Genomic DNA, 23,474 nt, shown 5'->3' with positions numbered 1-23,474 from the left:
CCCTCCTTATGCCGCGATGGCATTCATGATGGCGGAAACGGACAGCTGGTCGAGCGGGATTTCCGCCACCTGCCGCCGGTCACGCATAATCAGTACCCGATCGGCGTATCCCACCAGTTCCTCCAGCTCGGATGAGATCACCAGCAGCGCCAGCCCGTTGGCGCACAGACTTTCGATCAGGCGGATGATCTCGGCGTGGGCGCCGACGTCGATACCGCGCGTCGGTTCATCGAGGATCAGGAATTGCGGCTTGGTCAACAGCCAGCGGGACAGCAACACTTTCTGTTGATTGCCGCCGGACAGCAATTCGATGGGCTGTTCGGCGCTCGGCGTGCGAATGCCAAGCTGGCGGATGAAGCGCTCGGCGATGGCCTGCTGCTCCTTGCGGGGGATCGGGCGTAGCCAGCCGCGCTGGGCTTGCAGCGCCAGAATGATATTTTCCCGCACCGAGGCGGCGGCGATGATGCCGTCGGTTTTGCGATCTTCCGGGCAAAAGCCGATGCCAAGGCAGGAGGCCTGATGCGGCGAGCGCAGCGCCTGCGGCTTGCCTTTGATCACCGCATCGCCGCGATCGGCCGGTTTGATGCCGAAAATCACTTCGGCGGTTTCCGTACGACCGGATCCCAGCAGCCCGGCAAGGCCGACGATTTCGCCGGGGCGCACCGCCAGTTCGAACGGCTCAATAACGCCTTTTTTGCCGTAGCCTTTGAATTCCACCACCGGCTTGTCGCTCAGCAGCGTGCGGCCGGCGCGTTGCAGCGCGTTCTGCTCCAGCTCGCGTCCCAGCATCATTTTCACCAGTTCTATCTGCGGCAGCGAGGCGGTGTCGCGGGTGCCGACGAACGCGCCGTTGCGCAGCACCGTGATGCGGTCGGTTACCTGATACACTTGGTCGAGAAAATGCGTGACGAAAATCAGGCTGACGCCCTGATCGCGTAGCTGACGCATCAGGGTGAACAGCATCTCCACTTCCTGAGTGTCGAGGCTGGCGGTGGGTTCGTCGAGGATCAATACCTTGGCGGAAAGGTCGATCGCGCGGCAGATGGCGACGATTTGCTGCATCGCCACTGAAAAGCGGTTCAGCGGTTCGCGGACATCCAGTTCGAAACCGTAGGAGGACATCAGCGCGGCGGCGCGTGTTTCCATCTCTTTGCGCTGCAGTAATCCAAAGCGCCTGGGTTCGCGGCCGATAAACAGGTTATCCGCCACCGACAGGTTGGGCAGCAGGTTCACCTCCTGATACACCGTGCCGATTCCCAACTGCTGGGCGTGAGCGGTGTTTTTGGGCGAGATGGGCTGGCCTTCGAGGTAGATGGCGCCCGCATCGCGCTGGTACACCCCGGTGAGGGTTTTAATCAGCGTGGATTTCCCGGCGCCGTTTTCCCCCAGCAACGCCATGATTTCCCCGCGCCGCAGGCTGAAGTCCACCTTATCCAGCGCTTTTACCCCGGGAAAGTGTTTGCTCAGCCCTTCCGTACGCAGGATGTCCTGATTGTCGAAACCGTTCATGCGATTCTCCCTCACAAAACAGGCGATGTCCTGCCACGGCGGCGGCAGGACGGGGATGACGATAAACGATCAATATCCCATGTTCTTTTTCTTATCGAGCTCGGCCTGAGCGCTGTCGGGTTTGAACAACGTGGACGGCGTCAGAATCAATTTGGGCGGCAGCGTGCCATCCTTTTTATATTTTTCCAGCGCGTCAAACGCCGGTCCGGCCATATTCGGCGTCAGTTCGACCGAGACATTGGCTTCGCCTGCCAGCATGGCGCGGAAAATATCCGGTACGCCGTCAATCGAGCCGGTCAGAATATCTTTGCCCGGCTTTAATCCGGCTTCCTTAATAGCCTGAATGGCGCCAATGACCATATCGTCGTTATGGGCGAAGACCATGCAGATATTTTTGCCGTTGTTTTCCGACTTGATAAAACTTTCCATCACCTGCTTGCCGCCGCTACGAGTGAAATCGCCGGACTGAGAACGGATGATTTTAATCGTCGGCGTTTTGGCGATGGCCTCTTCAAATCCTTTTTTACGGTCAATGGCGACGCTGGCGCCGACGGTGCCTTCCAGTTGAACCACATTACAGGTTTTGCCGTTTTCGTTTTTAATCAACCAGTCGCCAATCAATGCCCCTTCTTTGATATTGTCGGCGCGTACGGTGGTGAGATAGAGCGACTCGTCTTTGACGTCAATGCCGCGGTCCAGCAGGATCACCGGAATCTTGGCTTCTTTGGCTTCTTTCAGCACCGGTTCCCAGCCGGTCGCCACCACTGGCGCGATGAAAATGGCGTCCACCCCTTGCGCGATGAAGGAACGTACCGCCTTGATCTGGTTTTCCTGTTTTTGCTGGGCATCGGCAATTTTCAGGTTAATGCCGCGTGTTTTCGCCTGTTCTTTTGCGACGGTGGTTTCAGCCGCGCGCCAGCCTGATTCCGAGCCGACTTGAGAAAACCCCACCGTTAATGGCGCTGCCAGCGCGACGGATGACAGGGACGCACACACAGCTGAAGCTAAAATGACGCGTTTCCACATAAAAGTGTCCTCTCTGGTAATCATTGGCTATCGGTCTTCGTTCTTGGGGACAGCGGTATTATTCGGTATTCAGAATTGTCGCCCGTATTCGGGATGCGTCAGGCGGCGTTATTTTTCCTCCGTCAAACCGTCATGACAAAACAGTAGTTTTTGCCACGAGGAGAGGGTCAGGGCGTATTCGCTGATCTTATGGATAAAATAGCCATCAGCGGGGAATCTGTGACTCCACGCAAATATTGTTTTAGGTCATTTTTTCGGTATTGAACGGATGATCGCCATATTCTGCTAGCGACGTCATGTTTTTTTTAAATAGCAGTATTTATCACGCCGGGTGATGTGTTGTGGACAGCCGGCGTATTTCCCGTCGACCTGATTTTTTTACCGTGTCTGGGGCCGGCATATGGATATTTGGGGCATTCTGCTTTTTGGCTTGTTGCCGGCACATGGCACAACATGAACCATGCGAACATCGGGTGATTTCTCTTTATTATAACCATCGAAACGACGCGATGTTTCATTCATGGCTTAACCTTTTTAACGGCTGTTTGCTGATAAAAACAGGTTTGCGATAGGCGTACTTTAAAATAAGGCTGACAGAAATGACTGAAGAAGATATTTATCCGTTGCTGGGGAAACTGGCTGATGGACGTGTTTATTCCTATGCCGTACCTTGTTGTTCATACCATTCGCCTCAGCAGCAATGTGCATTCATTCTTTTTTCCCTGAGTCAGGAAAATAATTATGACAGCGTGCAGCAACTGGCGAACCAGCAAATTACCGTCAGCGTTGATTGCTATGCCCATACCGTAGCGGCGGCCCGCGCTTTGCGTGAGCAGGTACGCACGGCGCTGGCTGTATTGAAACCGCATAAAACGGTTGAATATAACGACTTTGACGTGGAGTACGAGCAGTTTCGTATGACGCTGGAGGTTAATATTTCCCGTTAGGTTTAATTCTCCTTTTACTTGATTTTTTATTGCTGAATATTCTGTGAAATAAAATTCATGGTGAAAGTTGTTTTATTTTTTTTCTGAAAATAAAGGAAATCTTTATGTGGTATAAAACGGGAAACTTGTCTCTTTTTTCCGGCAGTAAAGTGGTACTGGGAAATAACACCGCCTGGGCGGATAAAAATAACGGCGTGGCCGCGGGCGGCATGCTGCTGATCTTTGCCGACTGCAAAATCCGGATTTATGAAATCGAGTCGGTGGTTTCGGATACCGAACTGGTGCTGGCCAGCGAATATATCGGTTGTACCGAAAATCACGTGGGTTATGCCATCCCGGTATTCGGCAGCGGCGATACCTTTGATCACGCCGCTTATGTGGCCCAGATTGCGGCGATGCTGGCCGGTTATCAGGCGCAACTGGCGCAATGGAAAACGGTGCTGACCGAGCGTGGTCAGGTGACCCTGACGGACAGCAACGGCCAGAGCGTGGTGGTGAAAACCCTGCCGGATCTGACCGATGCGATCGGCCGGATGATGGACAAAACGCTGAACGGCGCGGATATTCCGGATAAGGCGAAGTTTGTGGCGAACCTGGGGCTGAGCGATGTGGTGCGTCAGTCGGACCTGGTCAATCACACCCATACCGCCACCCAAATTACCGATTTTACCGATGCGGTGCGCAAAGTGTTGGTGAGTACGCTGGCGGCTGGTCAGGGCGTTTCTCTGGCGTATGACAACAGCAGCAACCACCTGACTATCAGCGCTACAGGGACAGGCGGTTCCGGCTCTGGCAGCCATTACACGGTCGTTACCCGTATTGGTGCGACAGCAAACCAGATTCATTCGTTTCCTTTTACGGCTACTGGTCAGATGGACTATGGCTTTGATGCCTATGCGCTGAAGGAAGAAACCGGGCTGACCAGCCAGTCCGTCACGCTGGAATCTTTCGATGCTGTCAGCAAATCCAAATATGCTCAAACGGCATCTTTGGTTTGGGACGGGACGGTAAAACCTTATACTGGCGGCCAGTTTTCACTGGCTCAGGATGGGACGCTGTATTCCAGTGTGGTGGCGACGGAAGCTGGCGCGTTGTCAGTCAATTTACTGCCGACTTTACTGGTGCCCAAGCTGACATCCAATACATCGGCGTCGGGTGTGACGGTATCTCAAAGCAGTGTGTTCAATAATGATCCCAACTGGTTCGGTTGGAAGGCGTTTGACCGTAATGTGACGGGTGATAACACTCGATGGTCATCGCAAGGTGCTGCTCCGCAGTGGTTGTCGGTAGCGTTCGGCGACGCTAAAACCATCGATTCGTATTTTATTATTACGCATCAGAATATTGCTGCGGGTGGTGTTCCGAAAGACTGGGTCTTGCAGGGCAGCGATGATGGCGCCACTTGGGTAACTCTGGACTCCCGTAGCGGCATGACGTTTACCGCTAATGAAAAGAAAATTTTCAGCATTGCGCCGGCGACCTATAAAACGTTTCGGGTCAATGTAACTGCGGTGAACAGTTCCAACTTTGTGTCAATTACCGAGCTGGGATTGATGATTCGTACTCAGAAGGTGTTGCTGCGTGCAGGCAATGATTACTACACCAGCGTCAATGGCGTGCTGAGTGCGGTAAATGCGCCGGTTCAGGCTGGAGATATTACTGCTCAGGGCTTTATCGACTCAGGAAAAATCAGTGCGACCGCTCTGGTTGGTAAACTTCCGCTTAGTGTAGTGGCTGAACAAGGCGGGGACGTGGACGTACTGTTTTCACCGGCGCCGCAGATTATTTTGCCGCAATCGCTGATTAACGGTACATCCTGGCAAAGCATCAATTCGGCACAGCTGTCGACGGTTTTATCAGGCAAAGGGGCGGTGTCCGTTGCGGTTTCACGTGATTTGAATGATTGGGTGATCTGGAACGGTAGCGCCTGGGTATCGGTTGGTGCATTGTCTTCAGATGCGGTTGGCGCAAGTAAGTTGGCTGCAAATGGGATGTCTTCGTCGGTGCTGAATCAGATTACGGCCGCACAATGGGCTCTGCTGTATCCCGCCACCAACGGCGCGCCGGATAATCTGGCGTTTGCACTGGCGCTGAATGTGCCTGATCCATCAGTGGATAGCGTGGCGATTGATTCGCTGGTCTTGAATGTGAATAACATTTCAGCCTGGAAGAAACAGACCGAGGCTGAAGTGGAAATCCGCTGGTATCCCGACAAAGTGACGTTCAAAACCGTCGCTGTGGGTAACTACAAGCTGGCCTATCAGCAACCGTAACGGCGTATCGTTTTCGTCGACGCCGGTTGTCGCACGCGGGCTGTCAGAGCAGCCCGCGTTTTCATTGCCCGCATTCTCATGGCGGCAGGGCGGTTTCGCCGCACATCACCACAGGGCGTAGCTGTTGTATCCGGCAATCCTTATTTTCACCGGTCTTCTCCCTGCAATTGCGGTGCGGCAGGTTATATATCCGTCATACTTCAAGTGACAGGTGCTGTCGTATGTCAGCCTGGCTTATAACTGTTTTTTTAAGGTTGGTATTTTTATTCGATTTTTTGTAATGACAGGCTGTCGGTCAGCGTTTTCAAAAAGCATTACATTTTTTCTGTGTTTTATTGTGTTGCTGACAATAAATGGTGTTGCTGACAATAAATATAGGTTTTTATTATTATCAATAAGCTGCATTACAATTAAATATATATTTAGGCGTATAGTTTTATCCGTGAGCAATGCCTGGTGGATGACTGATAACTGCTTTTGAAATAAGTGGTTACGGTGAGAGTTATTGGGTGAGTCGGCGGCGGTGAGTCCGACATGACGCTGGCAAAAGAGAGTGAGGACCTGTTGTTTGGCGTTTTTCGTCCTGCTCTGATTTTTTATCAATAAACGAGATATTAATGTTTGCTTAACTTTCGGCCGATAAAATCATCGTGTAGTGAGTGAAAGCGTAGTTAAACCATGAGGTCGTTTTACATGCAGATGTAGGAGGTTGTTATGATTGAACAGGTCACTGTTTATTTAGCGATACTGGCCGTTATCGTTGTTCCGGGATTTCTGGCCGCTTTTCTGAGCCCCAAATGGGATGACTGAATAATGCTAACCCAGCCTGATATCACACGCCCCGCCTGAAGGTTATTGATTCATGCGGGGCGTGCTATTTTAGGTGACGCACTTCGCTTATTGCCCTTTTACTTCCCCTTTTCCCAACGCCTGCACGCTATTGCCCATCGCGTCGGTGGCATTCATATCCGCGCCCTGTTCCTGTAACGCCTTGAGAATTTCCGCACGCTGAAATAACGATGCATACATTGCGGCGGTCTGCCCGGCGTTGTTGCGGGTATCCGGATTACATTTGGCCGCCAGCAGCAGGTGGGCAATTTTCAGCTCGCCTTTGAACGCCGCGCCCATCAGGGCTGTATTGCCGCGATTATCCTGCTGGCAAGGGTCGGCGCCGTGGTCGAGCAGCAGCGAAACCGTGTCGTAATGGCCGTGGTAAGCAGCCAGAATGACCGCGCTGTAGCCCTTTTCATCACGCGTATTGAGGTTATAACCAGCGCTGATGAATTCCCGGATCACGGCGTCGTTGCCAGTGCGGGCGGCATCCCACAAATACTGATTAAGCTGATTCTGAACCTGGCGCTCGTTTAGCGACGGCGCGGCGGGCGCGCTGGAGACTGATACCGGTGGGGTGACCGGCGCCGCGGGTTGCTGCGCCTGCGCCGTTGTCAGCGTCAACGCCAGCAGGCAGAGCAAGGGACGAAATGGTTTCATGATGACGGTTCCCTGGTCGTTGGCGCCGCCCGGATGTGATGTCCGGACGGCGACGTTCAGTTAGTCAGCCAGTTTGCTGGCCAGTGACTGCACTTTGCTCAGGTCGCCTTTGGCGACGCTGGTCAGACGGGTACCGTAGGTCGCGTCAGCCTTGTAGAAATAGGAAAGCATGATGGTTTTGCTTTCGGTATCGGCCATCGCCAGCGCGGAACCCAGGCTTTGCACCAGATCGTCCTGATCTTTCTTGCTGTAGGAGCGATACAGTTCGCCGGTCTGCTTGAAGTTCTGCTCCTTCTGGATCTTGCGCTGCTGGGTGGTGCCGTTGAGCGGCGTCTGGCTATAGCGCGCGGAGGCCAGTTCTTCACGCGGATACAGACGGCTCGGCTGGTAGTTCACCCCTTTATCTTGCGTGTGACCGCTGTTCAGGCTGCCATCCTGATTGATGTTGTTGGCTTTTTTCAGCGGGGCATTGATCGGCAGGCTCAGGCCGTTAGCGCCCAGCCGGTACATCTGGGTATCGGCATAGGAGAACAGGCGGCCCTGCAGCAGTCGGTCTTCAGACGGTTCGATTCCCGGCACCAGATTCGCGGGCGCCATGGCGACCTGCTCGGTTTCCTGGAAGAAGTTGTCCGGGTTCTTGTTCAGCACCATCTGACCGATTTTACGTTCGGGCACGCCCGGCCAGATTTTGGTGGCGTCCAGCGGGTTGAAATCAAACTTAGCCAAATCTTCCGGCGTCAGCACCTGAATGTAGAGATCCCATTTCGGATAATCGCCGCGGTTGATGGCTGCCACCAGATCGTTGGTCATGTGGCTGTAATCCTTACCCTGAACGTCCTCCACCTGTTTCGGGTCGAGATTTTTCACGCCCTGCAGGGTCTTCCAGTGGAATTTGACGTAATGCACTTCGCCTTTGGCGTTAACCAGCTTGTAGGCATGGACGCCGTTGCCGTCCATGTTGCGATAGCTTGCCGGCGTGCCTTCGTTGGAGTAGAGCAGGGTCAGGGTACGGATGGATTCCGGAACGTGAGAGAAGAAATCGAACCGGCGTCCGTCATTATCCTGATTGGTGCGAGGGTCGGGTTTGAACGCATGCACCATGTCCGGGAATTTGATGGCGTCGCGGATGAAGAAGGTGGGAAAGTTATTGCCGACCAGATCCCAGTTGCCTTGCGTGGTATAGAACTTGGTGGCGAAGCCGCGCGGGTCACGCAGGGTTTCCGGAGAATGGTTGCCGTGTACTACGCTGGAGAAACGTACGAATACCGGTGTTTCGCTGCCTTTTTTGAACACCTCGGCGATGGTCAGGTCCGAAATATCTTCGGTAGCGGTGAACTCCCCGTGTGCGCCGGTGCCGCGTGCGTGTACCACGCGTTCCGGAATGCGTTCACGATCAAAACGTTGCAGTTTTTGCAGCAGCTGAACATCCTGCAACAGAACCGGACCGTTGGGGCCGGCGACCTGTGAGTTCTGGTTGTCGCCGACCGGCGCGCCGTTGTCACGAGTCAGGGTATCGGCCATCGCCGGATAGGTCATTAACAGTGAAGACACGATCACCAGCGGCTTTTTCCAGCTGGGGACACGATGTGTGGCGGTGTGATTGCTCATAACTTTCCTCATCTTCCGTATGATTATTATCAACAATAGGGTTTGGTTATTGCTGTGAGTCCATTGCACTGCTTGAAGCTATAAGCAGAGAAAATTCACCATCAGGAACGCGGAAACAAAGTGGTGAATGTGGTTTACCTGTCGTCATGACCGGCAACGGTTTTTCGCTTATGGGCGGCGGCGTGGTTGCCACCGGTGTTACTGGAGAGTCGCAAAGGCCCACAGCAACAGCAGGTACTTTACCGTTTTTGACACAACGGATAACGGCAGTTGTTTCTATCGAATTAATAGGCATGCCCTGAATAGGGAATAGGAAAAACGGTGAAGACAACCACGGACAACGCAGGAAAAGGGAATTGCGCATGGGGATGAAGGAGGTGAGTAAAGCGTCATACCGGAAAGCCCGCGGTGCTGCTGGAAACGGGCTTTCCGGTACGGTGGTTCAGTCGAACGATTCTGTTTGCGAACTGAAGCGCTTGATCGGCACGCTGCCACGATGGTTGTTGCCTTCAACCAACGTTTTCATCATCTGAATAAAGGTCTTTCTTGACGCCGGCGGTAACGGCGCCAGTAATTTCATCTGCGCCTGATGCATGTCGGCGGCGGTTTTGTTCAGAATTTTTTTACCCCTGAGCGTGATTTCCACCGTTTTGCGACGGCGATCGGAATAGTGGATTTCGCGCCGGACATAACCCTTGAGCTCCAACTGTTCAATCGTGCCGGCCAGCGTGGTGCGGTCGGTCCCCAGCTCGGCGCCGAGCGTGGTCTGGTCCAGGCCGCCGCGGGCGCCGACTACCGTCAGCAGGCCGTATTGCAGCGGGGTGATGTCGCCCCTGAGCGCTTCAAAGAATACCGTATGGTGAATCTGGTTTAGGCGACGAATAAGGAAACCGGGGCGTTCCCACAAATCGTCGGTGTTGATTTCATCGTCTTGCATCATCCTGACTCCTTTGTATGACGGCGGCTGCATGATGGAGACGGTATGACGGCGACCGTCAGCCTACATCAATGTCCCTGTGCGCACGATGCCATGCGTTCTTATTCGGGGTGATCTGGATATTCAGGGGCATAGATACATGTGGCGTCGTGCACGACGTTGCCAGCATGAGGCGACGCTCTGGTCATAGCCTGCCAACCGGGTTGCCACCATAACACAACTCTGGTTAATTTTTCTTCTGTGTATCGGAACAGGATTCAGACAGGAAACATCCTCAGCGCACGTTAAGACGCGTGAGGATGTAAGAGGGCGCGACATGCAGATATGCAAGGTCGCGCAATCGTGCAGATTCAGTTGAATAACATATCAACTGAATACGGTATCAGTTGAATACCATACCGCCGTCGATCAGCAGGGCCTGACCGGTCATGTAGTCGGAATCCGGGCCGGCGAGGTAGGAAACGCAGGCGGCGACGTCTTCCGGTTCGGACAGCCGGCCCAGCGTGATGCGTTTGGCGAATTCCGCCGTACCGTAGCCGAGCGGTTTGCCGGCGGCTTCGGAAATCTGGCGGTCAATCTCTTCCCACATCGGGGTTTTGACGATGCCGGGGCAATAGGCGTTGACGGTAATGCCTAGCGGCGCCAAATCGCGGGCGGCGGTCTGGGTCAGGCCGCGCACGGCGAATTTGCTGGAGCTGTAAACCGCCAGTTCCGGGTTGCCGACGTGACCGGCCTGAGACGCGGCATTGATGATCTTACCGCCCTGACCCTGAGCCTTGAAGGCTTCCACCGCGGCCTGGATTCCCCAGATAACGCCTTTTACGTTGATGTTGTAAACCTTATCGACGATTTCCGGCGTGATATCTTCAATCAGTGTGGTGGGGGCGATACCGGCGTTATTGACGATGACGTGGAAACCGCCCAGTTGTTTGTGCGCGGTGCGTACCGCATCGAACACCTGATCGCGGTTTGAGACATCCGCGGTAAGCGCGATGGCGTTACCGCCGTGGTGTCTGATTTCCTGCGCCACCTGACCTGCGGTATCGCTGTTGTAGTCCACGACCGCTACGGCAAAACCGTCTTTCGCCAGACGAAGAGCGATGGCCTTACCGATTCCCTGGCCTGCGCCAGTGACCAATGCTACCTTCTGTTTCATGGTCTTTTCCTGTGTTGTGAATGAAAGAATAGCCACTGCAGGCAGGCTAGCGCGCGATAACAGGAATGAAAACTTATAGTAAATATCGAAAACTATCATTTTAATGGATTAACTTTTTTTATTTGAAAATAAACCTGTTAATTACCACTATTACCTGTTGGTCTTTATGCAGCTTTATTCTGAGCGATGAGCCAGAAGCTGAAGGAACGATTTGTCTCGCGCGGTAAAGCGTGGTCTGGAAAAGATTGGTCTGGAGAAGGCGGAGCACACAGTGTACCCTGCGAAGAACATCATCCGGGTCATGTCCCGCCGATATCTGTCTTGATGACTGTTTAAAAGCCGGTAACCATGAGCTACATCGATACCATCAAACACGAACTGGTTGGTTTCCTTAACGGATTGCCAATCTATCATCCGCTTGAAGAGGTGACGGATTCGCCCTGGGGCGCGGATGACTTTTCCTGTACGCCAGACAATCTGATTATCGGTGGCGGCGCAGGCGAGCATCCGGCGCTGGTCATCCACCAGTTGGGGGCGCTGGTGGCATCTTATCTGTTGCTGTGTCTGCAAAAACACAATGAATTTTTTCCCGAACAGCCTGACCCGCTGCCGGCAATCTCGGTAGATCGGCTGTACGAAATGGCGGAGCGGCAGCGCTCGCTGGAGTTTTGCGGCTGGTCGATGAACCATGTTAAGGAGTTTGTCGATCTGGCTCGTTCGCCGCTGCATCCCAACCCGTTATCGGAATTGGGGGTTGCCGAGGAGTGGGTGGAGCACTCTATCGGCGAGTTCGTTTATTATTCGTTACCGGAGCTTAACCCGCTCGATGCCAAAATAGCGCGGCTGCCCGGCATGGGAAGCTGGTTTCCCGGTTACTGGATGTGCAATGTTACCTGTCCGCCGCCAAACTATGTCAAAACACGAAAGCAGTCGTTACTGTCTGGCTCATTTCAGGATCACGGTTTTTTCCGCTGGGATTACCGCTATCCGCCGGAAGAGTAATCGGCGGCGCCGGTGGGGCGTGATGGCGGCCGGCACGAAATGAGATTGAGGCGGCCTCCAAAAACAGTTACATCTGAGGACTGTCTGCTGTTTGCCGAGGTTTGATGATGGTCAGTTCGTCCCAGTTGTTACCGTTTGCCGCCATTGCGTTAGGGCTGGTGTTGACGCCCGGTCCGAATATGATTTACCTGCTCTCGCGTACCGTCTGTCAGGGGCGGCGAGCTGGTCTGGTGTCGCTGTCTGGCGTTGCGTTGGGGTTCTTGATTTATATGAGCGCTGCGGCGCTCGGTATTACCGCTATCATGATGGCCGTACCGCTGGCCTACGATGTGCTGCGAATCGCCGGCGCGTGTTATTTGTTGTGGCTGGCCTGGCAGGCTGTGCGCGGCGGCGCATCGCCTTTTCAACTGCGCGAACTGAAGCCGGACAGCAATCGCCGCCTGTTTGTCATGGGGCTTGTCACTAACCTGCTGAATCCTAAAGCAGCAATACTTTATCTTTCGCTGCTGCCGCAATTTATTCGCCCGGAGCAGGGGAGCGTACTGGGGCAGTCGCTGACGCTGGGCATCACCCAGATAGCTATCAGCATGACGGTCAATGCGTCGCTGGTGATGGCGGCGGGGTATATCGCCGCCTTTCTGGCGGAGCGCCCGTTGTGGCAACGCGTGCAGCGCTGGCTGATGGGAACGGTGTTGGCCGGGCTGGCGGTAAGAATGCTGGTGGATAGCCGGCGCTGATCGGTGCGATGGCGGTCAGCGCTGACCGCCCTCTCTGTATGCACGGGCGCGCTTTTTGCCGTTTCTTTCCCTATCCGATAGCCCCCGTTCGACAATGTTATCCCTGTCAAATTCGACTTACATCCTGCCAACCAACCTTACCGACAGATGACAGTTCTATACACTGCAACTGGTAATGTTTGTCTCAACCCTTGTTGATGTTGTGTTATTCATCCCTGTCAGAGAGTAGTCATTTTCCCGCCTTCCCATTAAGGCGGGATTTTTTTGTCCAAAAGAACGTTTCGCTGCTGTCAGTCAAAAACTAATGCTAGCTTAATAGAGTGAAGCTAGGCTGTATGCGTTTTATATTCACACAGATTGTATGCTCATACAGAGAAGGAATTCCATGAAGACCAAGTATCATTCATCTCAGATTGTGTTGCACTGGCTGGTATTGCTGCTGGTGATCGTCACTTATGCCGCTATGGAGCTGCGTGGTTTCGCTCCGCGCGGGAGTAGTGCGCGAGCGCTGATGTCGACTATTCATTACAGCTGCGGCGTGTCCGTGTGGGTGCTGATGATCCTGCGGGTTGTGCAACGCTTTCGTTATCCTACTCCGCCTATCACCCCACAGCCGGGGCGGCTACTGGTGATTGCGTCCCATTCCGTGCATGGTTTTATTTATCTGATGTTTCTGGCGTTGCCGGTGCTGGGCGTGCTGGGCATGTACTATCGCGGCGCCGACTGGTCGGTGTTCGGTATTGCGATGCCGTTCGCTGCCGAATCGGATGAAGATATCAAACAGACATTGCTGAACATTCACGAACTGATTGCCAACGCCGGGTATTTCCTGGTGGGGCTCCATGCGGTAGCCGCCCTGTATCATCACTATGTGGTACGCGACGATACGCTGCTGCGGATGATGCCCGACAAGAAATAATACCGAGGGTTGTTAATACGACAGACGGCGGGTTTTCCCGCCGTCTGTTTTTTTATGAATGTCTGGATAATAAATGTGGGGCTTAATGCCCATCAGGCGGCATGGCGCCGGAGCCAGGCTGTTCCGCCATCTGTTTGAAGCGTAACAGCGTTTTGTGCAACATCTCTTTAGGCAGCAGTTGAAACACCTGGCTGAGGGTGCGTCCCAAAAAACCGCCTGGAGGATCGAAACGAATGCTGAGGGTTACTTCGGTGCCGTCACTGTGCGGAGCGGGACGAAACGAGAGACGTCCTTCATTCGGGATTCTGGCGCCCGGCAGCGAGCGCCAGTGAATAAACTGGCCGTGTTGTTCATCCACGATACGCGCCTGCCATTCGATATACTGGCCGAGCGGCGCTTTCATCCGCCACAGAGAATCCGTGCGGTTGATGATATCGATGTGGGCGACATGGTTCATCAGCACCGGTAGCGTTTTGGGATCGCGCCACAAATCGAACAGCACATCCGCCGGGCGGCAAATGACCAATGAACTACTGAGTCGGTCGGCGTGATTATCCGTTATGCCAGATCGACGTAAGAATGTGGGTGGCACGTTGTCTTCCCCTCCTGATTTGCCTGAGACAGACTCTGTTCTGCTATTGCTATAAGCGCTTATTGTCATAACCGCTCGAAATAGGCGAGTGAACCCTGTCTTTTACCGGACGTAGTCGTGTCTTCTGGCGAGTGTACGTGATGCCTGGGGAAACCTGCAAACCTACAGGAAGTAAAAGCCTGCTTTAGCTGATTGCCAGACCGCCGTTACCGATATCGGGTTGGGGAGGATGCGCATTCTCACAAAAACAGAAGAATAATGACCGCTGCCAGAGCAGGTTGGCGGATATCTGTTACACTTTTACTTAGTGTTAATTGACTGCCGTGCCATGTTATAGAGTAAGGAATTTTTTTTCGATTTTCATTTTTATTTGGCCCATCTTTTGATGGGCTTTTTGTTTTCTGATGATAATGACGATAGGGATTATTTTTGTGTGTTGGGTTTTCTGTTTTTTTCTGCTGTGATGGTCACGAAAATAAATGAGATAAATTGTTTTTTTAAGGTTGGTTTAATCTCTCTGGTGTAATTTTATCAGCAGGTAATGATTTTACCGCGCCACAACACCAGGTTTTTTTATAATTATTAGATAGTATTCGCCCACCTCTCGGTGGGCTTTGTTTTTTTGTCTTTTTTTATTTTTAGTGAACGGCTACGTTAAAAGTTGTTTTTTTTCTTTTTTCCTAATGTTGGCTTAATATTCATATCATAGAATTCTTATCAGGCAGCGGAACGCTGCCAACCTGTGTCTTCAGGATGCTTCATGCCAGAGAATAGTGTCATTTTCGCCCACCTTTTGGTGGGCTTTTTTTTGCTTTTAGTACAGTGGTTTATTTTGATTTTTATGGTGGATTTTTTTATCAATATTATGAGTGGTGAGATAAAACTAAGGTTATTTTAAGGAATGGCTGGTAAATTTATTTTCAGACAGTGGATAACTGTCGTGCCAGTACTACCAAATCTTTGCTGTTGAAAAACCCAATAGCTTTGCCCACCTTTTGGTGGGCTTTTTTTTATGTCTGTCAGCTGTCGCCGTATTCCAACATGACAATAGTTCAGCAGGGGATAATCATATCGTAAAATAAAAAATATTTTCTTTATGGGATAAGGTTATTGATTTCCCCGCCGATAAATAAAAGAGAAAAAGAGCACTCCAGAAAATAAGATATCATTGCAAAACGCACTTAAAGCAGAACAAGATGCGAAAACTAAATGGGAGAGTGTCGCGCTAATGACCCGCCAGGGATGAAACACCGATAACAAGGCTTTTATACCCAGGGAATTTCGAGTTTGCAGGACGCAGGCGAACAACTGAACCCTCAGTCGCTTGGCAAACAGTGACGGGGAAACGAAGCAGCCAATGCGTCAGCAGCTTGAAAGATAACAGGTATGTCGTGAAGTCGATTCGCCTGATGTGTTAATCCACCATGTAGCCAGTGGTATTTCGCAACACGGCGCCACGCCTTTCTTGGGTTTCCTACCCAACTGGCCTGTCAACCGGCAGGCCAGCATTATTTCAGGTCCAGAAACCACGTCTGCCGGGATTCATCGGCCGTGTCTTGTTACGCCAATAAAAAAAGCCCCGAGGCGGGGCATGCATGTCGTAAAAACGCTATCGCCGTTATTATTGTGTGTCAATCATATATAGGCTGGTTGACAATAATAAGACAAAGGGCCGCGCTATGTTGCGTGCCGTCTCGCATTCCTGTTAAGCAACGGGGCTGCACGAGGAAAAGTGCTACCCTGAGGGAGAATGTGTTCATTACTATTGAGCCGCAATGGATAAAACAGGGTGCTGCGATGACAGAAACTGAAATCTTGCGACTGAGCGCGCTGGTGGGAGAACGTCTGAAGGCGCGTCAGGCGAAAATGACCTGTGCCGAGTCCTGTACCGGCGGATGGCTGGCCAAGGCGATTACGGATGTGCCCGGTAGTTCGGCATGGTTTGACTACGGCTTTGTAACTTACAGCAATCAGGCCAAGCAGGCGCTGATCGGCGTGCAGGAAAATACACTGACGCAGTTTGGCGCGGTTAGCCGCGACGTCGTGAACGAAATGGCGACAGGGGCGCTGAGCCGCTCCGGTGCGGATATCGCCGTATCGATCAGCGGTATTGCCGGGCCGGACGGTGGAACGCCAGACAAACCGGTGGGCACCGTATGGTTTGGTTTTAGCGATAAAAACGGCAACAGCGTGGCCCAAAGAATGCAGTTTGACGGCGATCGCCATGATGTTCGTTTGCAGGCGGTGGCGTTTGCCCTGCAGACGCTGCTGGAGAGATTTTTATAAAATAGGCTTGATGCTGTATGAGTATACAGTATAATGCGGCCATCGGTTCGGTGAATCATGAATAAGCAACAGCGTAGAGGCAGCGGCAGGCTGCGCGACAGGAGCAGAAATGGCTATTGATGAGAACAAACAAAAGGCACTGGCGGCGGCGCTGGGCCAGATCGAAAAGCAATTCGGTAAAGGTTCTATCATGCGTTTGGGCGAAGATCGCTCAATGGATGTTGAAACGATCTCCACGGGCTCCCTGTCGCTCGATATCGCACTGGGTGTCGGTGGTTTGCCGATGGGGCGTATTGTCGAAATCTACGGTCCGGAATCCTCCGGTAAAACCACGCTGACGCTGCAGGTTATTGCGGCCGCACAGCGCGGAGGCAAAACCTGTGCGTTCATCGATGCTGAGCACGCGCTGGACCCGATCTACGCAAAGAAACTGGGCGTTGATATCGATAATCTGCTGTGTTCCCAGCCGGACACCGGTGAGCAGGCGCTGGAGATCTGTGATGCGCTGGCTCGCTCCGGTGCGGTGGACGTGATTATCGTTGACTCCGTGGCGGCGTTGACGCCGAAAGCAGAGATTGAAGGGGAAATCGGTGATTCGCATATGGGACTGGCGGCGCGCATGATGAGCCAGGCCATGCGCAAACTGGCCGGTAACCTGAAACAATCCAATACGCTGCTGATTTTTATCAACCAGATTCGTATGAAGATTGGCGTCATGTTCGGTAACCCGGAAACCACGACCGGTGGTAACGCGCTGAAATTCTATGCTTCCGTCCGCCTGGATATCCGCCGCATCGGCTCGATTAAAGAAGGCGAAGAAGTTGTTGGGAGCGAAACCCGCGTCAAAGTTGTGAAGAACAAGGTTGCCGCACCGTTCAAACAGGCCGAATTCCAGATTCTGTATGGCGAAGGGATCAACACCTACGGTGAGCTGGTTGATCTGGGCGTGAAATACAAACTGATTGAGAAAGCAGGCGCCTGGTACAGTTACAACGGCGACAAAATCGGTCAAGGCAAGGCTAACGCTTGCAATTTCCTGAAGGAAAATCCGGCTATCTCCGCTGAACTCGACAAGAAACTGCGCGAAATGTTGCTGCACAAGGATAATGAAGCCGTGCCGAGTGTTAGCGGTGAAAGCGCCGAGTACGATGCAGAAGCCGCTGGCGAACTCAACGACGATTTTTAATGAAACGTCGTAGCATGAGCAGCACATTCTCGGGATGACAGGTATGTCGAAAGTATTCCGTTATGCGATGAATGTGCTGGCTGTGCGAGATCATAGCGAGATGGAATTGCGCCGCAAAATTGCGGCGTATTTGCAGACAAACCGCGAATGCGACAATGCAGACGACTGCTCTGTGTTGTCCGAGCTCAATACCCAAATCGAGCAGGCGGTGGACAGTTGTCGGCAACAGGGCTGGTTGGATGATGCACGCTATGCCCTGCGTTATATTAGTAGTCGCTGTCGTAAAGGGTACGGTACTCAGCGTATTTGTGCCGAGCTCAGCCAGCGGGGCATCGATAAGCCTACCCAGCGCATGGCGTTACAATCTTGCAACATTGACTGGTATCTACAGGCGGAAGCAGTGGCGATCCGTAAATTCGGCTCACCGTTGCCAATGAACTGGCAGGAACGTGCCAAAGTTCAGCGTTACTTGCTTTACCGCGGTTTTTCCCACGACGAAATTCAGTCGGTATATATGAATTTTTCCGATTGAACGCATACGGGATTTTACTTCCCCCCTAAGAAAATTTATCTTATTCCCACTTTTTTGTTCGCGTTTGGCTCGGTCACATCAGCATGCTGCATCTACCTTGCCCGCGACTGTTCTTTTAGCTTGATTTCAGGACAATTATGAGCAAGAGCACCGCTGAGATCCGTCAAGCGTTTCTCGACTTTTTCCATAGTAAAGGACATCAGGTTGTCGCCAGTAGTTCTCTGGTGCCAAACAATGATCCTACGTTGCTGTTTACCAATGCCGGGATGAACCAGTTCAAGGATGTTTTCCTGGGGTTGGACAAACGTAATTATGTGCGAGCCACAACCTCTCAGCGTTGCGTGCGCGCCGGCGGCAAGCATAACGATCTGGAAAACGTGGGTTACACTGCGCGTCACCATACCTTCTTCGAAATGCTGGGTAACTTCAGCTTCGGTGATTATTTCAAACGCGACGCCATCACTTATGCCTGGGAACTGTTGACCAGCCCGCAGTGGTTTGGTCTGCCCAAGGAAAAACTGTGGGTTACGGTTTACGCCACTGATGATGAAGCCTATGACATTTGGGCGAATGAGGTTGGCGTACCTCGCGAGCGCATTATCCGCATCGGCGACAACAAAGGCGCGCCGTACGCGTCGGATAACTTCTGGCAGATGGGCGATACCGGTCCTTGCGGCCCTTGTTCTGAAATTTTCTACGATCATGGCGATCACATCTGGGGTGGACCGCCGGGAAGCCCGGAAGAAGATGGCGATCGCTATATCGAGATCTGGAACCTGGTATTCATGCAGTTCAACCGTCAGGCCGATGGCACCATGCTGCCGTTGCCGAAACCATCGGTTGATACCGGTATGGGACTGGAGCGTGTTTCCGCCGTCCTGCAGCATGTGAATTCCAACTACGAGATCGATCTGTTCAAGACACTGATCGCGGAAGCTGCCAGCGTGGTGGGAACCGATGATCTGAACAACAAGTCGCTGCGCGTTATTGCCGACCACATTCGTTCCTGTGCATTCCTGATTGCCGATGGCGTCATGCCGTCGAATGAAAACCGCGGCTATGTGCTGCGTCGAATCATTCGTCGTGCTATCCGCCACGGTAATATGCTGGGTGCGAAGGAGACCTTCTTCTATAAGCTGGTTGGTACCCTGATTAAGGTGATGGGGCCAGCTGCTGAAGAGCTTAAACGCCAGCAGAGCCTGGTGGAACAGGCGCTTAAGAATGAAGAAGAGCAGTTTGCCCGTACGCTGGAGCGCGGGTTGTTGCTGCTGGACGAGGAAATCAAACAGCTTAAGGGCGATACCCTGAGCGGCGAAGCGGCTTTCCGTCTTTATGACACTTATGGCTTCCCGGTCGATTTGACCGCGGATGTTTGCCGTGAGCGTAATCTGAAGGTGGATGAGGCGGGTTTTGAACGTGCAATGGAAGCGCAACGTCAGCGCGCGCGCGACGCCAGCGGCTTCGGCGCCGATTACAACAGTCTGATCCGTGTGGATGAGTCTACAACGTTCTGCGGTTACGAACGTACTGAACAGCAGTCGAAGGTTGTGGCGATTTATCGTCAGGGCGAGTCCGTGCAGGAAATCCAGGCGGGCGACGAGGCGGTCGTGGTTCTGAGCGAAACCCCGTTCTACGGTGAATCCGGCGGTCAGGTTGGCGATCAGGGTGATTTGACGTCGGCGACGGCCCGCTTCTCTGTCACTGATGCCCAGAAATATGGTCAGGCTATCGGCCATATCGGCAAACTGACTCAGGGCTCTCTGCGGGTGAACGACAAGGTGGATGCCGTGGTGGATCATGTCCGCCGTGACCGTATTCGTCTGAACCACTCAGCGACCCACTTGCTGCATGCGGCCTTGCGTCAGGTATTGGGCGAACATGTTGCGCAGAAAGGTTCGCTGGTCAATGACAGCTACCTGCGTTTTGACTTCTCTCATCCGGAAGCGATGAAACCAGAGCAGATTCGTCAGGTGGAAGATATCGTCAATACCCAGATTCGTCGTAATCTGCCGGTAGAAACGGACGTGATGGCGCTGGATGCGGCCAGAGCGAAAGGCGCGATGGCGCTCTTTGGTGAAAAGTACGAAGAGAATGTCCGCGTGCTGTCGATGGGGGATTTTTCCATCGAACTGTGTGGTGGTACCCATGCTCGCCGCACCGGTGATATCGGCTTGTTCCGGATCGTATCTGAATCGGGTACGGCTGCGGGTATTCGCCGTATTGAAGCGGTTACTGGCGAGAATGCAATTGTCGCTCTGCACCATCAGAATGATTTGCTGCATGAAGTAACGCAACTGGTGAAAGGCGACAGCAACAATCTGGCAGACAAAGTGCGTTCTTTGCTGGAACGTACCCGCGGGCTGGAAAAAGAATTGCAGCAGTTGAAAGAGCAGCAAGCCGCGCAGGAGAGCTCTTCGCTGTCCAGCAAGGCGAAAGATATCAACGGCGTGAAGCTGCTGGTGACGCAGTTAAACAATGTTGAGCCCAAGCTGTTGCGGACGATGGTCGATGATCTGAAGAACCAGTTGGGTTCTGCGGTGATTGTGCTGTCGACGGTGGCGGATGGCAAAGTCAGCCTGATCGCCGGCGTGACCAAAGAATTGACCGATCGCGTTAAAGCGGGCGAGTTGATTGGCTTTGTGGCAAACCAGGTCGGCGGTAAGGGTGGTGGTCGTCCGGATATGGCGCAAGCAGGCGGAAATGATGTCGATGCGTTGCCATCGGCGTTGACCAGCATTGAAGCCTGGGTGGTTGATAAGCTATAAATATTAAATACGTGTTATCCCGGCAAAAACGCCATGACTATGAGTGGTTTTGGCGTTTTTAGCTTGCGGTAAGGATGGCCGTAAACAAGACTGTTCATAGGTCGTCTGTGGGGCTCCAGAGACGGTCTATGAGGTGAGGTCTGGTTGTGATAACAAAAAGCGCAAGCTGTCTTATATCGACTAAACTGAACATTAGTAACAGACAATGAGTGAGATGATGAGACATTTTCGTCATCCAGGTTTACGTTTTCCCCAACCATGATGGATAATGACGGGAGAACGGAGAGACCTGACTCTTTATAATCTTTCAAGGAGCAAAGAATGCTTATTTTAACTCGTCGAGTTGGCGAAACCCTCATGATCGGCGATGAGGTTACGGTTACCGTACTAGGAGTAAAGGGCAATCAGGTTCGTATCGGTGTTAACGCGCCGAAAGAAGTCTCTGTACACCGAGAAGAGATTTACCAGCGTATTCAGGCAGAGAAGTCTCAGCCTACCTCCTATTGATTGAATAGCGTCTCGTGTTGGCGAGGCGCTGTTGTTCACGTGTTTCTGTTTGCTCCCTGTATTTTCCTTTTTTGCCAATGAATAGTCTCCCAGGCATTTGCAGTTGTGAATGCAAATAACTGGTTGTTTTATTGGCGATAAAGCATGCTTTTTGTCGTTAATCTGTTCTTGTTGGGTGCGAAGTGTTCAAACGGAACTGATATCGGAAAAATTGTTTGACTTATAAGTCCGGGAAAGTAATATGTGCGCCACGCAGACAGGTGAGCGCTGAATGAAAACGAAATTCAGTGATTGCCAGTCGGTACGGTGAGGTGGCCGAGAGGCTGAAGGCGCTCCCCTGCTAAGGGAGTATGCGGTCAAAAGCTGCATCGAGGGTTCGAATCCCTCCCTCACCGCCATTAAGATGCATCCGTAGCTCAGCTGGATAGAGTACTCGGCTACGAACCGAGCGGTCGGAGGTTCGAATCCTCCCGGATGCACCATTTAATGTGACGCGTTACCTGACAAAAGCACTGTCAGTTATACAATTTAAGAGAAGTTTGCAGTAAGTCTTGAAATGCATCCGTAGCTCAGCTGGATAGAGTACTCGGCTACGAACCGAGCGGTCGGAGGTTCGAATCCTCCCGGATGCACCATTCTCCTGATGCTGTTTCCTCTTGTTGTAAAATCATAGTCAGAAAGATTTCTAAAATGCATCCGTAGCTCAGCTGGATAGAGTACTCGGCTACGAACCGAGCGGTCGGAGGTTCGAATCCTCCCGGATGCACCATCTTCTTCAAATCCATCCCGGCTTACTTCCAAGGTCATCGTTTTTCTTTTATCGAATCTCCTGGTATTTTTCCTGTCTGATATATCTATTTCACTGTTTTTACTAAGGTTATTGAGTAAGCGACAATGTTTTGACTTTGCGTTAAAGTAATCGTCTCTTTTCGGTGGGTACGGAGTCATGATGTACGATCGCTATCAGGGCCTCATCTTTGACATGGATGGCACCATCCTCGATACGGAGCCAACCCATTGCCGTGCATGGCAACAAGTACTGGCAAAGCATGGTATGAGCTATGACAATGATGCCATGACAGCGCTGAACGGCGCGCCGACCTGGCGTATTGCCGAAGTGATTATCAACCAGCATCAGTCGGATCTTGATCCGCATAAGCTGGCGGCGGAGAAAGCGTCCCTGACCGAAACCATGCTGATGGACACCGTACAGCCACTGCCGTTGATTGACGTCGTCAAAGCGTATCATGGCCGTCGCCCGATGGCTGTTGGCACCGGGAGTACGCATGGTTTGGCCGATCGTCTGCTGCGCCATCTTGGCCTGCGGGATTATTTTTCTGCGCTGGTCGGTGCTGATGATGTGCAGCGGCATAAACCGTTCCCGGATACCTTCCTGCGTTGCGCAACATTAATCCAGGTTGCCCCTGAGCACTGCGTCGTGTTTGAAGATGCCGATTTTGGTCTTCAGGCTGCCGCCAGTGCAGGTATGGATGTGATTGACGTAAGAACGCTGTGAGCGAGTTTTGGGCGGCCTTTTCCCTGTTCTGGAGCAGTTTCCTGAGCGCGACGCTGTTGCCGGGCAGTTCGGAAGTCGTACTGGTCTCGTTGTTGTTAACTCACAGCACCAGCCCATTGCTGCTGATTGTTATCGCTTCCATTGGTAATACCTTGGGCGGGATCACCAATATTGTTGTCGGGCGCCTGGTACCCGAACTTAAGCCGCAAAAAGGATTGAATACCGCCCGACGCTGGTTGCAGCGTTACGGCACCGCAGCATTATTATTTAGCTGGGTGCCGGTAGTCGGCGATATATTGTGCGTATTGTCAGGGTGGCTAAGGATGCCTTGGGCAAGTTCCGTAATATGTATTTTTATCGGAAAAACGTTGCGCTATCTGGTAGTGGCCGGCGTGACGCTGAAATGGACGATGGGAACCGGGTGAGTTGTAATCACGATTGTTGTCCCCATATACCATCCATTATTCTTATTAACATGACTAAAT

Annotated in this window: 20 protein-coding genes and 4 tRNA genes; 17 read left to right on the top strand and 7 right to left on the bottom strand. The window is 52.5% G+C overall.

What is annotated here, in order from left to right:
• Positions 1-6 precede the first annotated feature (6 nt).
• Together ytfR and ytfQ are read right to left on the bottom strand one after the other, a co-directional pair.
• The gene (gene ytfR, locus CPA59_RS17370; RefSeq protein ID WP_107760211.1) at positions 7-1,509 is read right to left on the bottom strand and encodes a galactofuranose ABC transporter, ATP-binding protein YtfR; all 1,503 of its coding nucleotides are present in this window, start codon (positions 1,507-1,509) and stop codon (positions 7-9) included.
• A gap of 69 nt (positions 1,510-1,578) precedes the next feature.
• Positions 1,579-2,535, bottom strand: a complete 957-nt coding sequence (gene ytfQ / locus CPA59_RS17365; protein ID WP_038919962.1) for a galactofuranose ABC transporter, galactofuranose-binding protein YtfQ — start codon at positions 2,533-2,535, stop codon at positions 1,579-1,581.
• 599 nt (positions 2,536-3,134) lie between these two features.
• Here ytfQ and CPA59_RS17360 point away from each other — a divergent pair.
• The 3 genes from CPA59_RS17360 (at position 3,135) to mgtS (ending at position 6,565) form a co-directional block, all read left to right on the top strand.
• A complete protein-coding gene (locus tag CPA59_RS17360) occupies positions 3,135-3,482 on the top strand; it encodes a DUF3168 domain-containing protein (protein WP_107760209.1) in 348 nt (115 codons plus the stop codon).
• 104 nt (positions 3,483-3,586) lie between these two features.
• Positions 3,587-5,755: a discoidin domain-containing protein gene (locus tag CPA59_RS17355; protein ID WP_107760207.1), complete on the top strand. Its 2,169-nt coding sequence runs from the start codon at positions 3,587-3,589 to the stop codon at positions 5,753-5,755.
• 714 nt (positions 5,756-6,469) lie between these two features.
• Positions 6,470-6,565, top strand: a complete 96-nt coding sequence (mgtS, locus tag CPA59_RS22930) for a protein MgtS (RefSeq protein WP_022634566.1) — start codon at positions 6,470-6,472, stop codon at positions 6,563-6,565.
• 87 nt (positions 6,566-6,652) lie between these two features.
• Here the strand turns inward: mgtS and CPA59_RS17350 are convergent, their stop codons facing one another.
• From CPA59_RS17350 to CPA59_RS17335, 4 genes are all read right to left on the bottom strand, one after another.
• Positions 6,653-7,246: an ankyrin repeat domain-containing protein gene (locus tag CPA59_RS17350; protein WP_107760205.1), complete on the bottom strand. Its 594-nt coding sequence runs from the start codon at positions 7,244-7,246 to the stop codon at positions 6,653-6,655.
• A gap of 60 nt (positions 7,247-7,306) precedes the next feature.
• Positions 7,307-8,782 (bottom strand): catalase KatB, encoded by a 1,476-nt coding sequence (gene katB, locus CPA59_RS17345; protein WP_369831438.1) that lies wholly within the window; start codon positions 8,780-8,782, stop codon positions 7,307-7,309.
• 514 nt (positions 8,783-9,296) lie between these two features.
• Positions 9,297-9,794: a MarR family winged helix-turn-helix transcriptional regulator gene (locus tag CPA59_RS17340; RefSeq protein WP_197724572.1), complete on the bottom strand. Its 498-nt coding sequence runs from the start codon at positions 9,792-9,794 to the stop codon at positions 9,297-9,299.
• A gap of 379 nt (positions 9,795-10,173) precedes the next feature.
• The gene (locus CPA59_RS17335) at positions 10,174-10,947 is read right to left on the bottom strand and encodes a (S)-acetoin forming diacetyl reductase (protein WP_038666476.1); all 774 of its coding nucleotides are present in this window, start codon (positions 10,945-10,947) and stop codon (positions 10,174-10,176) included.
• A gap of 348 nt (positions 10,948-11,295) precedes the next feature.
• Between CPA59_RS17335 and CPA59_RS17330 the strand changes: the two genes are divergently transcribed.
• The 3 genes from CPA59_RS17330 to cybB all read left to right on the top strand — a co-directional run bounded on the left by CPA59_RS17330 (position 11,296) and on the right by cybB (position 13,605).
• The gene (locus CPA59_RS17330; protein ID WP_038666480.1) at positions 11,296-11,949 is read left to right on the top strand and encodes a hypothetical protein; all 654 of its coding nucleotides are present in this window, start codon (positions 11,296-11,298) and stop codon (positions 11,947-11,949) included.
• A 107-nt stretch (positions 11,950-12,056) separates the two neighbouring features.
• Positions 12,057-12,686 (top strand): LysE family translocator, encoded by a 630-nt coding sequence (locus CPA59_RS17325; RefSeq protein WP_038921090.1) that lies wholly within the window; start codon positions 12,057-12,059, stop codon positions 12,684-12,686.
• 385 nt (positions 12,687-13,071) lie between these two features.
• Entirely contained in the window at positions 13,072-13,605 is a 534-nt protein-coding gene (gene cybB / locus CPA59_RS17320; protein WP_049854417.1) for a cytochrome b561, read from the top strand.
• A gap of 82 nt (positions 13,606-13,687) precedes the next feature.
• Here the strand turns inward: cybB and CPA59_RS17315 are convergent, their stop codons facing one another.
• The gene (locus CPA59_RS17315; protein ID WP_107760201.1) at positions 13,688-14,197 is read right to left on the bottom strand and encodes an SRPBCC family protein; all 510 of its coding nucleotides are present in this window, start codon (positions 14,195-14,197) and stop codon (positions 13,688-13,690) included.
• 1,797 nt (positions 14,198-15,994) lie between these two features.
• Between CPA59_RS17315 and pncC the strand changes: the two genes are divergently transcribed.
• From pncC to CPA59_RS17260, 11 genes are all read left to right on the top strand, one after another.
• Positions 15,995-16,483, top strand: coding sequence for a nicotinamide-nucleotide amidase (gene pncC / locus CPA59_RS17310; RefSeq protein ID WP_038919955.1), 489 nt, complete (start codon positions 15,995-15,997; stop codon positions 16,481-16,483).
• 109 nt (positions 16,484-16,592) lie between these two features.
• Positions 16,593-17,669 carry a recombinase RecA gene (recA, locus tag CPA59_RS17305; protein WP_038919954.1) on the top strand — a complete coding sequence of 359 codons (1,077 nt, stop codon included), beginning with the start codon at positions 16,593-16,595 and terminating at the stop codon, positions 17,667-17,669.
• Positions 17,670-17,712: 43 nt separating this feature from the next.
• Positions 17,713-18,201, top strand: coding sequence for a recombination regulator RecX (gene recX / locus CPA59_RS17300; protein ID WP_049854419.1), 489 nt, complete (start codon positions 17,713-17,715; stop codon positions 18,199-18,201).
• A 137-nt stretch (positions 18,202-18,338) separates the two neighbouring features.
• Complete coding sequence (alaS, locus tag CPA59_RS17295; protein ID WP_107760199.1) at positions 18,339-20,966, top strand: alanine--tRNA ligase; 2,628 nt, start codon at positions 18,339-18,341, stop codon at positions 20,964-20,966.
• 321 nt (positions 20,967-21,287) lie between these two features.
• Positions 21,288-21,473 (top strand): carbon storage regulator CsrA, encoded by a 186-nt coding sequence (gene csrA, locus CPA59_RS17290; RefSeq protein ID WP_005972168.1) that lies wholly within the window; start codon positions 21,288-21,290, stop codon positions 21,471-21,473.
• A 305-nt stretch (positions 21,474-21,778) separates the two neighbouring features.
• Positions 21,779-21,871 (top strand) — tRNA-Ser (locus CPA59_RS17285).
• A 7-nt stretch (positions 21,872-21,878) separates the two neighbouring features.
• Positions 21,879-21,955 (top strand) — tRNA-Arg (locus CPA59_RS17280).
• Positions 21,956-22,031: 76 nt separating this feature from the next.
• Positions 22,032-22,108 (top strand) — tRNA-Arg (locus CPA59_RS17275).
• Positions 22,109-22,165: 57 nt separating this feature from the next.
• Positions 22,166-22,242: transfer RNA gene (locus tag CPA59_RS17270), tRNA-Arg, on the top strand.
• Positions 22,243-22,422: 180 nt separating this feature from the next.
• Positions 22,423-22,989 carry a fructose-1-phosphate/6-phosphogluconate phosphatase gene (gene yqaB / locus CPA59_RS17265; protein ID WP_038919951.1) on the top strand — a complete coding sequence of 189 codons (567 nt, stop codon included), beginning with the start codon at positions 22,423-22,425 and terminating at the stop codon, positions 22,987-22,989.
• Positions 22,986-23,414, top strand: coding sequence for a YqaA family protein (locus CPA59_RS17260; protein WP_107760197.1), 429 nt, complete (start codon positions 22,986-22,988; stop codon positions 23,412-23,414). Before yqaB ends, CPA59_RS17260 begins: the two co-directional genes overlap by 4 nt.
• Positions 23,415-23,474: the final 60 nt, after the last annotated feature.

The organism is Dickeya sp. Secpp 1600, assembly GCF_003049805.1.
GTDB classification, from domain to species: domain Bacteria; phylum Pseudomonadota; class Gammaproteobacteria; order Enterobacterales; family Enterobacteriaceae; genus Dickeya; species Dickeya fangzhongdai.
This window is presented reverse-complemented; position numbering and strand designations above follow the sequence as displayed.

Bases quoted from the DNA above. Each gene is read 5' to 3' on its own strand.
- ytfR (WP_107760211.1), bottom strand. From the start codon at position 1,509: ATGAACGGTTTCGACAATCAGGACATCCTGCGTACGGAAGGGCTGAGC.
- ytfQ (WP_038919962.1), bottom strand. From the start codon at position 2,535: ATGTGGAAACGCGTCATTTTAGCTTCAGCTGTGTGTGCGTCCCTGTCA.
- CPA59_RS17360 (WP_107760209.1), top strand. From the start codon at position 3,135: ATGACTGAAGAAGATATTTATCCGTTGCTGGGGAAACTGGCTGATGGA.
- CPA59_RS17355 (WP_107760207.1), top strand. From the start codon at position 3,587: ATGTGGTATAAAACGGGAAACTTGTCTCTTTTTTCCGGCAGTAAAGTG.
- mgtS (WP_022634566.1), top strand. From the start codon at position 6,470: ATGATTGAACAGGTCACTGTTTATTTAGCGATACTGGCCGTTATCGTT.
- CPA59_RS17350 (WP_107760205.1), bottom strand. From the start codon at position 7,246: ATGAAACCATTTCGTCCCTTGCTCTGCCTGCTGGCGTTGACGCTGACA.
- katB (WP_369831438.1), bottom strand. From the start codon at position 8,782: ATGACCTATCCGGCGATGGCCGATACCCTGACTCGTGACAACGGCGCG.
- CPA59_RS17340 (WP_197724572.1), bottom strand. From the start codon at position 9,794: ATGATGCAAGACGATGAAATCAACACCGACGATTTGTGGGAACGCCCC.
- CPA59_RS17335 (WP_038666476.1), bottom strand. From the start codon at position 10,947: ATGAAACAGAAGGTAGCATTGGTCACTGGCGCAGGCCAGGGAATCGGT.
- CPA59_RS17330 (WP_038666480.1), top strand. From the start codon at position 11,296: ATGAGCTACATCGATACCATCAAACACGAACTGGTTGGTTTCCTTAAC.
- CPA59_RS17325 (WP_038921090.1), top strand. From the start codon at position 12,057: ATGGTCAGTTCGTCCCAGTTGTTACCGTTTGCCGCCATTGCGTTAGGG.
- cybB (WP_049854417.1), top strand. From the start codon at position 13,072: ATGAAGACCAAGTATCATTCATCTCAGATTGTGTTGCACTGGCTGGTA.
- pncC (WP_038919955.1), top strand. From the start codon at position 15,995: ATGACAGAAACTGAAATCTTGCGACTGAGCGCGCTGGTGGGAGAACGT.
- recA (WP_038919954.1), top strand. From the start codon at position 16,593: ATGGCTATTGATGAGAACAAACAAAAGGCACTGGCGGCGGCGCTGGGC.
- recX (WP_049854419.1), top strand. From the start codon at position 17,713: ATGTCGAAAGTATTCCGTTATGCGATGAATGTGCTGGCTGTGCGAGAT.
- alaS (WP_107760199.1), top strand. From the start codon at position 18,339: ATGAGCAAGAGCACCGCTGAGATCCGTCAAGCGTTTCTCGACTTTTTC.
- csrA (WP_005972168.1), top strand. From the start codon at position 21,288: ATGCTTATTTTAACTCGTCGAGTTGGCGAAACCCTCATGATCGGCGAT.
- yqaB (WP_038919951.1), top strand. From the start codon at position 22,423: ATGTACGATCGCTATCAGGGCCTCATCTTTGACATGGATGGCACCATC.